At 61.1% G+C, this 15,010-nt stretch carries 14 protein-coding genes; 11 read left to right on the forward strand and 3 right to left on the reverse strand.

Going from position 1 to position 15,010, the window contains the following annotated elements; all coding sequences use genetic code 11:
- The first annotated feature begins 28 nt into the window (after positions 1-28).
- From QQ658_RS03590 to QQ658_RS03605, 4 genes are all read left to right on the forward strand, one after another.
- Positions 29-1,063 carry an ABC transporter substrate-binding protein gene (locus QQ658_RS03590; protein ID WP_286026303.1) on the forward strand — a complete coding sequence of 345 codons (1,035 nt, stop codon included), beginning with the start codon at positions 29-31 and terminating at the stop codon, positions 1,061-1,063.
- A gap of 2 nt (positions 1,064-1,065) precedes the next feature.
- Complete coding sequence (locus QQ658_RS03595) at positions 1,066-2,022, forward strand: ABC transporter permease (protein WP_286026304.1); 957 nt, start codon at positions 1,066-1,068, stop codon at positions 2,020-2,022.
- A 175-nt stretch (positions 2,023-2,197) separates the two neighbouring features.
- Positions 2,198-2,971, forward strand: a complete 774-nt coding sequence (locus QQ658_RS03600) for an ABC transporter ATP-binding protein (RefSeq protein WP_286026305.1) — start codon at positions 2,198-2,200, stop codon at positions 2,969-2,971.
- Positions 2,972-3,059: 88 nt separating this feature from the next.
- Positions 3,060-3,974, forward strand: a complete 915-nt coding sequence (locus QQ658_RS03605; protein WP_286026306.1) for an ABC transporter substrate-binding protein — start codon at positions 3,060-3,062, stop codon at positions 3,972-3,974.
- A gap of 117 nt (positions 3,975-4,091) precedes the next feature.
- On the opposite strand, the gene QQ658_RS03610 is transcribed toward QQ658_RS03605, so the two are convergent.
- Positions 4,092-5,036 (reverse strand): TetR/AcrR family transcriptional regulator, encoded by a 945-nt coding sequence (locus QQ658_RS03610; RefSeq protein WP_286026307.1) that lies wholly within the window; start codon positions 5,034-5,036, stop codon positions 4,092-4,094.
- Between the two features lie 117 nt (positions 5,037-5,153).
- On the opposite strand from QQ658_RS03610, the gene QQ658_RS03615 reads away from it, so the two are divergent.
- The 4 genes from QQ658_RS03615 (at position 5,154) to ettA (ending at position 9,513) form a co-directional block, all read left to right on the forward strand.
- Positions 5,154-6,023, forward strand: coding sequence for an ABC transporter ATP-binding protein (locus tag QQ658_RS03615; RefSeq protein ID WP_286026308.1), 870 nt, complete (start codon positions 5,154-5,156; stop codon positions 6,021-6,023).
- On the forward strand, positions 6,020-6,817 hold the full coding sequence (locus QQ658_RS03620; RefSeq protein ID WP_286026309.1) for an ABC transporter permease: 798 nt from the start codon (positions 6,020-6,022) through the stop codon (positions 6,815-6,817). The genes QQ658_RS03615 and QQ658_RS03620 overlap by 4 nt, the downstream gene beginning before the upstream one ends.
- Positions 6,818-6,949: 132 nt before the next feature.
- On the forward strand, positions 6,950-7,399 hold the full coding sequence (locus QQ658_RS03625) for a single-stranded DNA-binding protein (protein WP_286026310.1): 450 nt from the start codon (positions 6,950-6,952) through the stop codon (positions 7,397-7,399).
- 428 nt (positions 7,400-7,827) lie between these two features.
- Positions 7,828-9,513 carry an energy-dependent translational throttle protein EttA gene (gene ettA, locus QQ658_RS03630; protein ID WP_286026311.1) on the forward strand — a complete coding sequence of 562 codons (1,686 nt, stop codon included), beginning with the start codon at positions 7,828-7,830 and terminating at the stop codon, positions 9,511-9,513.
- Between the two features lie 160 nt (positions 9,514-9,673).
- Here ettA and QQ658_RS03635 read toward each other — a convergent pair whose 3' ends face one another.
- Positions 9,674-10,429: a FadR/GntR family transcriptional regulator gene (locus QQ658_RS03635; protein ID WP_353057941.1), complete on the reverse strand. Its 756-nt coding sequence runs from the start codon at positions 10,427-10,429 to the stop codon at positions 9,674-9,676.
- Between the two features lie 126 nt (positions 10,430-10,555).
- Here QQ658_RS03635 and QQ658_RS03640 point away from each other — a divergent pair, with 126 nt between their 5' ends.
- The 3 genes from QQ658_RS03640 to QQ658_RS03650 all read left to right on the forward strand — a co-directional run bounded on the left by QQ658_RS03640 (position 10,556) and on the right by QQ658_RS03650 (position 13,733).
- The gene (locus QQ658_RS03640) at positions 10,556-11,839 is read left to right on the forward strand and encodes an ABC transporter substrate-binding protein (RefSeq protein WP_286026312.1); all 1,284 of its coding nucleotides are present in this window, start codon (positions 10,556-10,558) and stop codon (positions 11,837-11,839) included.
- 254 nt (positions 11,840-12,093) lie between these two features.
- Positions 12,094-12,918 (forward strand): carbohydrate ABC transporter permease, encoded by an 825-nt coding sequence (locus QQ658_RS03645; RefSeq protein ID WP_286026313.1) that lies wholly within the window; start codon positions 12,094-12,096, stop codon positions 12,916-12,918.
- Complete coding sequence (locus QQ658_RS03650) at positions 12,915-13,733, forward strand: carbohydrate ABC transporter permease (protein ID WP_286026314.1); 819 nt, start codon at positions 12,915-12,917, stop codon at positions 13,731-13,733. The genes QQ658_RS03645 and QQ658_RS03650 overlap by 4 nt, the downstream gene beginning before the upstream one ends.
- An 88-nt stretch (positions 13,734-13,821) precedes the next feature.
- Here the strand turns inward: QQ658_RS03650 and QQ658_RS03655 are convergent, their stop codons facing one another.
- Positions 13,822-14,862 (reverse strand): zinc-dependent alcohol dehydrogenase, encoded by a 1,041-nt coding sequence (locus QQ658_RS03655; protein ID WP_286026315.1) that lies wholly within the window; start codon positions 14,860-14,862, stop codon positions 13,822-13,824.
- Positions 14,863-15,010 lie beyond the last annotated feature (148 nt).

A 15,010-nucleotide genomic window follows, 5' to 3' on the forward strand; every position in this document is an offset into this window, starting at 1 on the left:
AACCCAACGAGTTTTCAAGGAGAAACGAATGAAACCCATACGCCTGCTGCTATCGGGGCTTCTGGCGCTGCCGGTGGCACTGGCCGGCTGCGCCACCGGCGCTGGCACCGACACGGACCAGACTTCGTCCGGCCAGGCGGGCGACGAGGTGAGCATCGTGCTCGACTGGACGCCCAATACCAACCACACCGGCATCTATGTCGCGCAGCAGAAGGGCTACTACGCCGACGCGGGCATCGACCTCGATGTGCTCGGCTATTCGCAGGCCGGCGTGGAGTCGGTGATGGGGTCGGGCGGCGCGGATTTCGGTTTCTCAGGGGTGGAGACTCTCGCCGCCGCGAGGGCCTCCGATCTCGATCTGACAATGGTGTTCAACCTGCAGCAGCGCTCGTCCTACGGTGTGGCGGTGCGCCAGGATTCTGACATCGAGTCCCCGAAGGATCTGGACGGCAAGACGCTTGCCGCCTACGGTGCGGGAGCGACGAGTTTCGCCACCACGCAGATGATCCAGGCCGATGGTGGCGAGGGCAATTTCGACACCGTCGTGGTCGGCACCGGGGCCTTGGACGCAGTGGTCGCCGGCCAGGCAGATTTCGCCGAAGCGCTGGCCACCTGGGAGGTGCTGCAGTACGAGCTGCAAGGCGACGAATTCCGGATGTTCTTCCCGGACGACTACGGGGTGCCGACTTCCCCGGCGCTACTCGGGATCTCGGCGCGTTCCGAGCTGATCGCGGACAACCCGGACCTGGTGACCCGTTTCGTGCAGGCGACCGAGAAGGGCTACGAGTATGCGGTGGACAATCCCGACGATGCCGCACAGATCCTGATCGACGCCAACCCGCAGGTCAACCTCGACCCCGAACTCACCAAGGCGAGCCAGCAGCTGCTGTCGTCCGACTACTGGCCCGATGCCGAGGGCAGCGTCGGGCACGCCGACCTGGAGGCCTGGCAAACCTATCTGGACCTGCTGACCGCAGGTGGCCTGGTCGTGGGCGCGGACGGCCAGCCCTATACCTCAAAGCTGGATGCTTCCGAGCTGGTCACCAATGAATTCCTGGTTTGACGATGAATGCTCTGCGGGCCAGGGCCGCGCAAGGTCCTGATCGGTGCGCGTCGGGCGATGCCCTCGGCGTACCCGGGGCTCATGGGCCGTCGGCCCTGTCGTCCGATGATGCACAGGACGACGAGCCAGACCACGAGTCACTCGACCTGCAACCAGCGTCGACGGCAAGCGGCAAGATGAAGCCCCGCGGTTCTCGGCGAAGCAAACGCTTGGGGCTGGTGGGGCCGTCGGTCGGGCTGGCAGTGCTGGTTTTGGTTGCTTGGGAGTTGGTGGTGCGGCTGGCACACGTCCGGCTGCAGATCCTGCCTGCGCCCTCGGTGATCGTGCGATCGGGAATGGCCGACCTGCCCGATCTGCTCGCCGCAACCAAGGTGACGGCCGCCGAGGTTGCGCTGGGGCTGGGCGTGGCGATAGCGGTGGGCGTGTTCGGCGCCTATCTGCTGTGGCTGCTTCCGCGGTTCGGACGCGCGGCCTCGCCGCTGCTGGTGATATCGCAGACGGTGCCGATGATCGCGATCGCACCGTTGATGGTGATCTGGTTCGGATTCGATGCGACCGCGAAAGTGCTGCTGGTCGCGTTGTTCGGATTCTTCCCGATCATCATCGCGCTCAGCCGCGGGCTTTCCGCGCCGAATCAAGAACAGGTTGATGTCGCTGCCACCCTCGGCGCATCGACGTGGTGGATTCTGCTGCACCTTCGCACCCCGGCCGCCGCCCGGCAACTAATGTCGGGCCTGCGCATCGCCGTCACTTACGCTCCCGCCACGGCCGCTACCGCCGAGTTCGTCGGAGCCCGGCAGGGGCTCGGCATCTACCTGCTCAGCGCGCAGGCATCGTTTCGCACCGATTTGGTCTTCGTCGGCGCCTTCGTGCTCACCGTCATGACGTTGCTGCTCTATTTGGCGGTTGCCGGCTGCGAGCGGCTGCTGGTGCCCTGGCAACGGGCGGTGCAGTCGTGATGGGTCCTGTTACGAAAGACAGCGCCTCAACCGGCGTCCGTTCGAGGACGATACCGACGGGTCTCGGCTCGGCAGCGGATGGCCCATCGGTCTTGGCCCGACCAGGAACCTTCACCCCACGTCATAGTCGCCTGTCAGATCCTTCTATCGGGCGAGGGAAGGAGGCAGCGGAACGATGAGTATGAAGATTCGCGACGACGGATACTTGCTGCGATTGCATCAGGTCGGCCGAACCTTCTCCGATCCCTGCGTGCATGCTCTCGGCGCGGTCGACCTGGACCTGCATCGGGGACAGGCGGTCAGCATCGTCGGGCCGTCCGGCTGCGGCAAGTCGACATTGCTGCGGATCATCGCCGGCCTGGATGAACCGAGCACGGGGTCACTGACCTGGTCAGGTGCCCCGCTCGGCCCGAAGGTCGCGTTGATGCCTCAAGGCCTCGGGCTTTACGACTGGAACAGGGTCTGGGAGAACGTGGCTCTCGCGGCGCGGATAGCCGGGCGTCCACGCGCGGAAGCCAAACGCGAAGCCGTGGCGCTGCTGGCAGAGTTCGGCCTGGACGAATTCGCGGACGCCTGGCCCGCGCAACTGTCCGGCGGTATGCGCTCGCGTGTCGCCTTCTTGCGGACGATGCTCGCCAGGCCCGCGTTGATGGCATTGGACGAACCGTTCGGCGCGCTGGACGCGCTGACCCGCGTCCAACTACAACACTGGTTGCTGACCGCGGCCGCCGACCGTGACCTCACTCTGGTGCTGGTCACCCACGACGTGGACGAGGCGATTCTGCTTGCCGACCGGGTGCTGGTGATGTCACCGAGACCCGGACGAATAATTGCCGATCTTGATGTGCGGTTGGACGATCGCACGGCTGTGTCGGTACGCGACGATCCCGATTACCGCCGGGTACGAAAAGCTGTGCAGGCGGCCCTTGCCGGCAGGCAGATCGTGTAGGTCCACCGCCCAACACGGGCACCAGATCTGCACAATCCCCGAACCGCGCCGCATCGGCGCAGGAAATCACTCGAAACAAGGAGAGATCATGAAATTGACCCGGATGCGCCTGGAGTATGTGAACCCGTGGCCCAACCATGCAGGCATGTTCATCGCCCGCAAGAAGGGCTGGTATGCCGACAAGGGGCTCGATGTCGACATCGTCTGGGACGGCTGGGATCGTGGGACCCCGGTCGCCTTGGCGAACAGGGGCGAGTTCCAGTTTGCCTCGGTGCGGCTGGGGGAGCTGCTGGAGACCCGGCAGTCATCCAATCCGTTCGTGGCGGTGGCCACCTTCAACCAGAATCAGTTGGGTGGGGTGATCACCGTGAAGTCATCGGGTATCCGCAGCTTCGCCGACCTCGAAGGAAAGACGGTGTCCATTCCGCCGGCGCCCAGGCTGACCGAGATGGTTCGCGAGGCGATGACAGTCGAGGGTGCCGACTACGACAAGGTAAACGTGCAAGATCCGAGCCCGTACGAACCGGATATCCGCGCCGTCGAGCGTGGACGCTACGACGCCGTGTTCAACGTGTTGGGCTGGGAGTCGTACCAGGGGTCTGCTCCCTACGACGAGTTGGTGCAGCTGAGCTTCGACGAGGTGGGTGTCACCCCGCACCACGCATACTTCTTGTGTGTGCGCCAACAGCTGCTGGACGAGCAGCCCGAGCTGGTTCGTGACTTCGTCTCCGCAACCTCGCGCGGCTACGACTTCGCCCGCGATCACCAGGACGAGTCTCTTCAGATCATGGCCCCCACCATGTGCAATGTAGAACCCGAAGCACTTTCTGCCTCGCTGAAGTACATGAGCTCGACGTGGCATGGTCCGAACGGTCGCTGGGGCGAGATCAGCGAGCCGCTGCTGTATTCGTACACGAAGTGGATGATCGACGGCGGCTTCTGCAGCGCAAGCGTGGACGACATCCCCGGCGCCTGGACGAACGACTTCCTGCCCCGAGCGTAGTCATAGAAGGCTGCGTCCGAGGGCGGATTCTGCACCCGAGCCTGGACGCTAGTCCGGTGCCTGGACGAACGACTTCCTGGCGGGCCGCGAGAGGCTGCATCCGCGGGTCTATGACGATCAGGCCCCAGCGCTTTTGGCGGCCTCCTTGGCGGCCGTCTTCGCCTTGTCGCGTGCGGCGCGGGCCCGAGCCTCGGCCTTCTCGAGCTGCCCGACGCGCCGCTGGGCCGCCTTGCGCAGCGCAACGGCCCTTTGGAGCTCGGCCTCGGCATCGCCCACGATCTGATCGGGGGTTCGATCGGGAGGTGTCCGGGGCGGCTCGGCCTCCCGGGTGCCGAAGCTGTGCTCGATTCCTTCGGCCACGAGTTGCCAGGCGATCTGCGTGTCATCAGGCTGTTCTGTGCCGGCCGGCTCACGGGGTGGCTCGGCGAAGTAGACGCCGTCGCGCAGGAGCGGTTCGATATCGATCAGGTGGGCGTCGACCACCATGGAGCAGATCAGTTCCTTGGTGGACTCGTTGATCTGATCCTGTTCGGAGTTCATCCCCCGCAGCACCGCCGCAAGGCCTCTGACCAGGGCAGACGATGTCATGATGATGGCGGTCTTCTCCGATGGTGTCGCCTTCAGCGATCGCATCGCCCGCATGCCGGCGTCGGCCACCCGGATGTTCCCGGGCATCAGCATCGACTCCTGCGAGACGGGAATGTCGAGCACCCAGGGGTGGCGTCGATAGGCCTCGTCGAGTTGCCTGACCCATTCGGTCAGACCGGCTTTCCAGTCATTGTCATCGAGTGCCCATTGCTGGTCGGCGGTGACGGCATCGGCCATCAACCGGTAGAGGTCGTCCTTCGACGCGACATAGCGGTACATCGCCATCGTGGTGAAGCCGAAACTCTTGGCGACCCGTTGCATCGTCACGGCCTGCAGGCCTTCGGCGTCGGCGATGTCCATGGCGGCCTCGACGATCCGCTCATGAGTGAGTTCTCGCTTGGGCCCACGTTGAGGCGCGACCGCCACACCCCAAGCCAGGGTCAGCAGGCGTGGCACGTGCTGCTCCGATTCCATCTGCACCCTCTCCGTTGCGACATCAACGATCGATCCCACTGTATGCGATCCATACTGTGTTGAATGCATACAGTGTGTAATGCATACTGTATGCAATATATACGAAAGGATTCGATCATGACGGACGCGATAGAGGTCGTGGGCCTCACGAAGGCCTATCGAGAACCCGTGCTGACCGGTCTCGATCTGACCGTCCGTAAGGGGGTGGTGGCCCTGCTGGGTGCCAACGGGGCAGGCAAGACGACGCTGATCTCGATCCTGACCACGCTCATCCGACCCGATGCCGGCACGGCACGGATCTGTGGCGCGGATGTCGTCCGGGATGCCGTTGAGGTCCGGCGTCGCATCGCTGTGACGGGTCAGCAGACCACTCTCGACGACATGCTCACCGGACGCGAGAACCTGGTGATGCTGGGGCGCCTGCTCGGACTGGGGCGGTCGGCGGGCGGTCGTGCCGATGAGCTGATCGACCGGTTCGGGTTGATGGATGCCGCGTCGCGGGTAGTCAGCACCTATTCGGGCGGGATGCGGCGCCGCCTCGACTTGGCTGCGTCTCTGGTGTCGCGTCCCACTGTGCTCTTCCTCGACGAACCCACGACCGGGCTGGATCCGACGAGCCGCCGACTGGTGTGGAATGACGTTCGCGCGCTGGCCGCAGGGGGCACCACGGTGTTGCTCACCACGCAGATGCTCGATGAGGCGGAGGCGCTCGCCGACCGGATCGTCGTGCTGAGACGAGGGCGGCTGGTGGCCGACGGTACCGCGTCCGAACTAGCCGCGTTGGTCGGAGGACAACGGCTGGTGCTGTCGGACGCCGAGGGGCGCCAGGTGCGCAGTATCGAGACCGACGGGTCGGCAGCGTCGGTCGGCGCGGCCGTCGCTGCTCTCGGAGATGAGGAACGTCAGTTACATATCAATCTGCGGCAGCCATCACTGGATGATGCTTTCGTCGCGCTCACTGCCGGCGATCGTGAGGTGGCGGCATGACCTCGGCAACATCACTGACAGCCCCCTCGACCCGCTTACAGCCCGGCACAGGGGTGGCGCGATCGAGCGCGGTGTTCATCTCGCGCAGTCTGCGGCACAGCCTGCGCGACGGGGAGGGCCTGCTCATGGCCGTGGCCCTGCCTGTGATGCTCATGCTGCTGTTCACCTTGATCTTCGGCGGCGCGATCGGGGGAGACGGCTACATTGATTTCGTCGTCCCGGGCGTGATCTTGCTATGCGCAGCCTACGGAGCCTCGTCGGTGGCGGTCTCGGTGAATCGTGACATCACCCTCGGCGCTATGCGCAGGTTTCGGACGATGCCGATCCGGTCGGCAACCGTGCTGTTCGGTCATGTGGTGGCCAGCGTGCTGCGTAATTTGCTGGCCACGGCGATCGTCGTCGGTGTCGCCGTGGCGATCGGTTTCCGGCCGGGTGCGGGCTTCGGGGAATGGCTGGCAGCACTGGGGCTGGTGACGGCGTGGATCCTGGCGATCACCATGCTGTTTGCCTTCATCGGGTTGGTGAGTACCAGCCCGGAGGCTGCCAACGGCTACGGGTTCATCCTGCTCTTCTTGCCTTATCTGTCCAGTGCCTTTGTGCCGATCTCGACGATGCCGAGTTGGCTGCAGCCGGTCGCGCGATATCAGCCGATCAACCCTTTGGTGGAAGCGATTCGCGGGCTGCTGATGGGCGGGACTATTCCGATCGGACAAGCGGTGACATGGTGTGTGGGTATCGTCGCCGTGTCGCTGGCACTCATCGCCTGGAGATTTCCCAAAGGACGCGACCGCTGACCGGCGACAGCTGTGCGGGAGCATCTCCGGGACCAACTCGGGGCGTCGAATTGTCCACAGACGCGAAGTTTCTTGAACGATCTGGTGCTCATTTACCAATCATTGGGGCCCAAGAAGAGAGAGGACTTCATCATGGACGTATCAATCACGATCACCGGGAATCTTGGCACCGAGGTCGATTACAAGGCGACCGAAAACTTCAGTAGAGCAAGCTTCCGGATGGCATGCACGCCACGGCTACGTCGTGGTGACACCTGGATCGACGGCTACACCACCTGGATGAACGTGGAATGCACGAACCGGCTGGCCGACAATGTCCGGGATTCATTGTCCAAGGGTGACCCGGTCATTGTCTTCGGCAAATTGCGCACGAGAGTCTGGGAGTCGGAAGGTGCCAGGCACGAGAAGTTGGTTGTCGAGGCCAGCGCGATCGGGCATGATCTGGGCCGCGGCACCAGTGCCTTCACCAGGGTCGCGTTCGCTCGGCAGCCGGACGATGCGGCGCAAGCCGGCGATCAGAACGCTGACGGAGACGACAGGATTGCAGACCACGAGCGCGAGCCCGTAGCTGTACCGGCATGAAACAACGCTGGGTGGCATGCAAGAACCAGGCGAGGTGCTGAGGCGCGTGGGAGCCTTGGTCCGCACGGGATCGTACCGTTCATGATGCGGAGCCTCGGGTGACAGGCGGTCATTGCTTCGGAGCCGGGACACGACAACAAAACGCAGGCTGGCAAAGGTGGCGAGACCTCGTTTCGCCAACCGCGCCTGCGCCTTGGCGGGTGTCGGGACCGGCAGCGGTTGCAGGCAGTGGCACGATGGTTCGTTCCTTCGAGTTGGTGGGGCATAATGGACGGGCACCACCCCAAGGAGGTCGGGAGAACAGAGAGCTTGCTTTCCGTTCCGAGACCGGCCAAGGGTTGCAGGCGCGATGCGCCGGGTGCCCCACAAGCCCAGATCGTCCGGCGAAGCCCGGCGGTCACGTTGCGAACGAAGGAAGCACGCGCCGTATGGCCGAGTTCATCTACACCATGCACAACGTCCGCAAGACGATCGGCGAGAAGCTGATCTTGGACGATGTCACCCTGTCGTTTTATCCGGACGCCAAGATCGGTGTCGTCGGCCCGAATGGCGCCGGTAAGTCGACGCTGCTCAAAGTGATGGCAGGTCTGGAGCCCATCAATAACGGGGAAGCCCAGCTGGCCAAGGGCGCCACGGTCGGCATCCTTCAGCAGGAACCGCCGCTGACGGCCGGTAAGACCGTTCTGGAGAACATTGAGGAGGGCGTCGCCGAGGTTAAGGGCATGCTGACACGCTTCAACGAGGTCTCCGAGGCGATGGCAGACCCGGACGCCGACTTCGACGCCTTGTTGGCCGAGATGGGGGAGCTGCAGACCGAGCTTGATACCCGCAACGCCTGGGATATCGACTCCCAGCTCGAACAGGCGATGGACGCACTCGGCTGCCCGCCGCCGGACACCGTCGTTGACATATTGTCGGGTGGCGAACGCCGCCGAGTGGCGCTGTGCAAGCTGCTCTTGGAGCAACCCGACCTGCTGCTTTTGGATGAGCCGACCAACCACCTGGATGCCGAATCGGTGAACTGGCTGGAGGGCCATCTCAAGACCTATCCGGGCGCTGTGCTATGTGTCACCCACGACCGGTACTTCCTGGACAACGTGGTCGGATGGATCTGTGAGGTTGACCGTGGGCGCCTCTACGGCTACGAGGGCAACTATTCGGCGTATCTCGAGACCAAGCGCAAGCGCTTGACGATCGAGGGCCAGAAGGACGCCAAGCGCGCCAAGATCTTGGAGCGAGAGCTCGACTGGGTGCGCTCCTCGCCGAAGGCCCGTCAGGCCAAGAACAAGGCCCGATTGGCCCGTTACGAAGAGCTGGCAGCCGAGGCCGAGCGCAACCGCAAGATCGATCCGGCCGAGATCAACATCCCGCCGGGACCGCGTTTGGGCACCGTCGTGCTCGAGGTGAACGACCTGCACAAGGGCTTCGACGACCGCGTGTTGATCAATGGCTTGACCTTCGATTTGCCGCGCGCCGGCATCGTCGGTGTCATCGGGCCCAACGGTGTCGGCAAGTCGACGCTGTTCAAGATGATCGTTGGCGAGGAAGAGCCTGATTCGGGCACCTTGAAGCTTGGCGACACGGTTTCGCTCAGCTACGTCGATCAGGGACGCTCAGGCCTCGATCCCGACAAGAATGTCTGGGAGGTCGTCTCCGACGGACTCGACTACATCAAGGTCGGCAACTTCGAGATGCCGAGCCGCGCCTACGTGGCGTCCTTCGGCTTCAAGGGCCCTGACCAGCAGAAGCCGTCAGGTGTGCTGTCCGGTGGCGAGCGCAACCGACTGAATCTGGCGTTGACGCTGAAGCAGGGCGGCAACCTGCTGCTGCTCGATGAGCCCACCAACGACCTGGACGTCGAAACTCTGCAGAGCCTCGAGGACGCGCTACTCGAGTTCCCCGGCTGTGCCGTGGTGATCTCCCACGATCGCTGGTTCCTCGACCGGGTCGCGACCCACATTCTCGCCTGGGAAGGCGACGACGACGAGGGCATGCCGCGCTGGTTCTGGTTCGAGGGAAACTTCGCCGATTACGAGAAGAACAAGGTCGAGCGGCTCGGCGAAGAAGCTTCGCGTCCACATGCCAGCAAGCATCGCCGCCTGATGCGCGTCTGAATAGGTGGGGCTCAAAGTCAACGTGTGGTCCGACAGGTTAGCTGAGTACTACCGGTCGGGCCACACGGTCGTATTGAGGAGATCGAAGACTTCGCGAGGAGGGACGGTGGAGGACAGGGCGCTCCGGGCCCCGCGAACGCGTCCGGTCTGGGGACCGATTTCAGCCATGGGCTTGACCTTGTTCCAGCTCGTCAGCTGACTGTTGAACGATAAATCGGCATGCCTTTCCTGCACTGTCTGCGTCATGTGAGGCTATTGCCTCGGCAAGTTCAAGGTGCCGACGACTGGCGACAGGGTCAGGGACGATCGGCATGAGGCCGAGTCGGTATTTCCCTGCAAGTATCTCGTTCAGAATCTGTTCAAGACTGGCAAACAGCGGATTCCCGGAACCTTGGAGCACCAATGAGTGAAAGACCAGGTCCGCGTCGACGAACGTGTCGATCCTGCCCGCTTCACCTGCGTTGACCATGACAGTCGCAAGCTGAATTAACTGCTTTGCCTGGTCAGGCTCGATGTGCAGCGCGGCTAAATAGGCGGCGGGCGGCTCGATTGCCGTGCGTAATTCAACCAAGGCGCGGAATTGGGCATCGCGTTGTGCTGGGTCGTCGAGATGCCAGGAGATAACGTCAGGCGCGAGCGCGTTCCACATCTTGCGCTCTTGCACCACGGTTCCGCGGTGCTTGCGCGACTGGACGAGGCCGCTGCCTGCCAAGACACTGATTGCTTCACGGATAACTGATCGTGACACACCGAAGTCGCCCGCGAGCTCGTCCATGCGAAGCACCGTGCCACTCGAGTACCGGCTGGTAACGATCTCTCTGCCAAGTCGTTCAACCACTTCTCGTTGCAGAAGGCCTCCCGATGGCGTAGCCGCAGGCTGATCGGTGCGGATGCGATATCTGCTCGATGAGGTCACGACTTGGCCACCTTTTCTGTGTGGGCCTTCCCATTGCCTTACGTCTGACTTATTCTAAAGGCAGTTGCTGATCAGTAGCACTGTCCACGGACAAAACTCAATGTTGAGTCTTTCAAAGGAGAATCAGTGAAACGCCTACCTGCAATGGGCATCGCATTCGCGATGGCTGTGCCGCTTGCAATGTCGGGATGCGGTGGTGAAGCATCTGAGGAATCGAGTGATGTCGTCCATGTGACACTCGCCAACCACGTCTGGACCGAGAACATCAAGGCACAATTCGATGATTTCACCGCTCAAACCGGTATCGAGGTGGACCTAACTCAGCTTGGTGAAGACCAGTTATCGGACCAGTACAACGTCAAACTCAATGCAGGCTCTGAGGACATCGACGTAATGATGTACCGGCCGCTCCAGGAGGGCAAGATGTTTGCCCACAACGGATGGATGGCCGACCTGTCTGACAAAGTCACCAGCAATTCAGATTGGGAGTGGGAGGACTATCAAGAGGGTCCTGTCACGGCCACTACCTATGAAGGGAAAGTCGTAGGTGTCCCTATTATCACCGAGACAGAAGTGCTCTACTATCGCACTGATCTGTTGGAAAGTTCGGGGTACGACGCTCCGCCGCAGACTTTGGATGAACTGCAAGAGATGGCGGCCCAGATTCACGAAGACAATCCGGATGTCGCCGGTTTTGTCGCGCGCACCGGACGCACCGCGGCCGTCACGCAGTTTTCCAGCTTCTTGTTCAGCTACGGTGGCGATTTTGACGACGGCAGCGGTAACGCCACTTTGGACACCCAAGCCGCGCAAGACGCATATGAGATGTACGGAGGTTTGATCCGCGATTATGGCCCGGCGAACGTCAGCACTGATATGAGCTGGCCCGAGGCAATGGCTGTTTTCACCCAGGGCCAAGCGGCCTTCTATGTGGAAGCCAATTCTCTGTATAAGAATGCTACGGATCCAGCGAACTCTCAGGTTTCCGATACTGTTGGATTCTCGGCATTCCCTGCGGGGCCGGCCGGATCAAAGCCATACAACATTCCGGCATGGGCCTTGGGAGTTAACGAGGGATCGTCGAATATTGATAATGCTTGGAAATTCATCGAATGGGCGACAAGTAAGGATCAGACGCTGCTCAATCAACAGGCGGGTGTCCCAAGTGCGAGGACCTCGGTTTGGAATAATCCGGAGGCAACCAAGGACTATCCGGCTGATCTGGTAGCCGCTGCTCAGGCAGGTGCCGAGGCGGGCATTGGGCATGACCGGCCGTTGGTCGTTCAAGTGGCAAAGGCTCGTGAGGTCGTTGGCCAGCCAATCGTCGATGCGATCACGGGAAAGGACATCGAGTCAGCGATAGCGACCGCTCAGTCCGACTATCAAGGCTTCTTGGACGGCGAGGAGTAGTTTCTGGCCGGTAGGCGCAGCGTCAAGCCACCTACCGGCCACACCATCTACAAAGTCGTGTAACACGCGAGATCAAGATTCGTACGTTTCTGTTTCGCTTTTCCTTTTACTTGCTAAGGCAACATATGTCTACTGAAATGAATAGTTCGGTGTCTGGCGTGGCCGCTGAGGAGGCTCTGAGGAGTCGTCCGAGGCAAAGCAGGTTCTCCTATTGGGCGAATCGATATAGAAAATGGCTATTTGCGTCGCCCGCCATGATTTTTACAATAGCGATGCTGGTTTTCCCTCTCGTGTGGACGATCTATTTAAGTTTGACCGATGCTGAGGGATCGGTACGCGCGCCGAAGGAGATCATCGGTCTCGATAATTACATTGAGGTGCTCACGGACACCGCGCGATTCTGGCCAGCAGTCGGACGAACTATCGTTTTCACAAGCGGAGTGCTGATCGCCCAGATGGTTCTCGGCATGTGTATCGCGTTGCTGCTTCGCCGTTCATTCCGTGGACAAGGCATTATCCGCGTGGCCATTCTGTTGCCGTTGGTCGCGACACCGGTAGCGGTCGGCATGATGTGGAGACTGATATTTGACCCAAATATAGGCCCAGCGAATTATCTGTTGGGCTTGGTCGGTCTAGGCCCGTTCCCGTGGCTTGCAGGTGAAAAGACGGCGCTTGCGACCACGATGCTCATTGATGTCTGGCAGTGGACGCCGATGGTCGCGCTGATCTTGTTGGCCGGCCTCACATCGCTATCTGACGACATTGACGAGGCGGCATCGATCGATGGCGCTAATGCCTGGCAACGATTCTGGTCGGTGACCTTACCGATGGTGTGGCCGAGCGTCGTAGTAGCCGTATTGCTGCGCGGAATTGATGCGCTCAAGACGTTCGACATTCTTTACGCCACTAAGGGGCGAGGCGGAGGATCATTCAACGAGGTTGAAACGCTGAATGTCTATGCCTACGGACTAAGTTTTGACTATAACGAATACGGTCTGGCATCGACGGTGTTGATACTCTTCTTTGCACTCATCATCGCCGCGATGCTTGCGCTGACTTCTCGTAACAAGGAGCGATGATGCGGCTTACACGCAGATATCGGGTGTTTCGGGGAATAGCCATTGTGCTGCTGCTGCTCATCATGCTCACTCCGCTGGCATGGATGGTGATGAGCTCATTCAAGACAAACGTTCAGATTTATGACCCTACCGCTACGTTCGCGTTCAGCCCGACCATCGAGAACTATCAGAAAGTATTCCAGCAGGCGAATTTCGGCAGATTCATGGGAAACAGTTTCGTCGTCGCTGCCGTATCAACCGCAATCTCTTTGGTGCTGGGCGTGCCCGCGGCCTATTCCATGAGCCGCTTCGCCATGAAACGCCAGGCAGTTGTCGTGCTGATGGCTCGCGTCATACCGGCCGTTTCGTTGTTGGTGCCCTGGTACTACCTGTTCAGCAATCTACGATTGGTCGGCGGCTATGGCGTCCTGATTCTTTCGCACATGTTCGTTTCGTTACCTTTGATTCTGTACATCATGATCGGCTTTTTTGACGGCATGCCTCTTGAACTCGAAGAAGCCGCTCAAGTGGATGGCCTGACACCGATCGGAGCAATGTGGCATGTGACGTTGCCAATGAGTATGTCAGGAATAGCGACCGCATCGATTTTGTCGTTCATCTTCAGCTGGAATAACTTCATGTTCGCATTAGTGCTTTCAGGAGCCAGTACCAAGACTCTGCCTGTCGCAATCTTCGACTTCATCGGTTATGCCAGCATTGATTGGGGAGGGCTTATGGCGGCAGCAAGTGTCGTAACGCTGCCGATTATGGTTATAGCATTGTTCTTCCAGAAGTATGTTGTCTCAGGTCTGACGGCAGGGGCAGTAAAAGGATAATGAGCCTCATTGAGACAGGTCCTTCATGGGCTTGCGCAGAACCGCCGCAATCGGTCTTTTCATGCCCTTGTTGTCATGCGGGTTTGGCCTATCCCTCCGGCAGCAGCACGATCTTGTTGAGGCCGGGTTCCCGGTTGTAGACCCGGGTGATCCACTCATGACCGTCCGTTAACGGAACCACCTTCGAGATCAGGGCCTCGACGTCCACCTCGCGGTCTGCGATCAGCTTGAGGCATTCGTCGTATTCTCCTGCCGATGCGCACGTGCCGAAAAGGCTGAGTTGGCGAGTCACCACCCATTGCAGAGGGAAGTTGATCTGCTGGACGATGTTTCCGATCAGCACGACCGATCCGTTCAGCTTTACTGATTTCAAGCACAGGTGCGTAGTCGCGTCGATACCGGTTGCATCGAGCGCGATGTCGGCACCCTGGGTACCGTCGGTCGCGGCGAGAATCCGATCCAGCGCATCCGGTTCGGCTGAGTTCACGGCGACGTCGGCCCCATTGTCCAGCGCGGTGGCGAGCTTGGCCTCGTCGATGTCGACCGCAATGATGGGTCCGGCTCCCATGGCCTTGGCGACCTGCAGAGTGAGTAGACCGATGGTTCCGACTCCGACGATGACGGCGCTCATCCCAGATGTGATGGGGGTCCGGGTTGCGGCGTGATAAGCGATTGCCAACGGCTCTACCATCGCCGCCTGCAAATAGCTGACGGTATCGGGCAACTTGTAACAGATATAGGCAGGTACCACCAGGTAGTCGGCGAAGGCGCCGTCTCTGCGGTAGTCGTCGCAGGAGACCCCGAGCACCTGCCGGTTAGTGCACAGATTCACGTTGCCTGCCCTGCAGGCATCGCATCGATTGCAGTAGACCGTCGAGTCAAAAGTGACCCGGTCCCCGACCGACCACCCCTCGACTCCCGGGCCCAGGGCCTCGATCTGACCGGAGGCCTCGTGGCCCATGATGTCCGGTGGCTGCCTGCGTCCCGATGATCCATCCATGCCGTGCACGTCGGAGCCGCAAACGGCGCAGGCTTTCACTTTGATCAGTACCTCGCCCTCGCCCGGGACCGGAGTCGGCACATCAAGGTACTCGAACTTGTTGTATTCGGTCAGCACCAGTGCTTTCATTGACCTGCCTCCTGTATGTCTCGGCCCGCGCAGTCGTTCCGGATCGCACGTTGGCTCCCGACCATTGTCGCGCATGAAACGTGAGGTCGACGGCCTTGTCCTAGAAGTCCGAAGACTCGTAGATTCACGGTTGCCCGTGCAAATCCTT

Source organism: Propionimicrobium sp. PCR01-08-3 (genome assembly GCF_030286045.1).
Lineage (GTDB): Bacteria > Actinomycetota > Actinomycetes > Propionibacteriales > Propionibacteriaceae > Brooklawnia.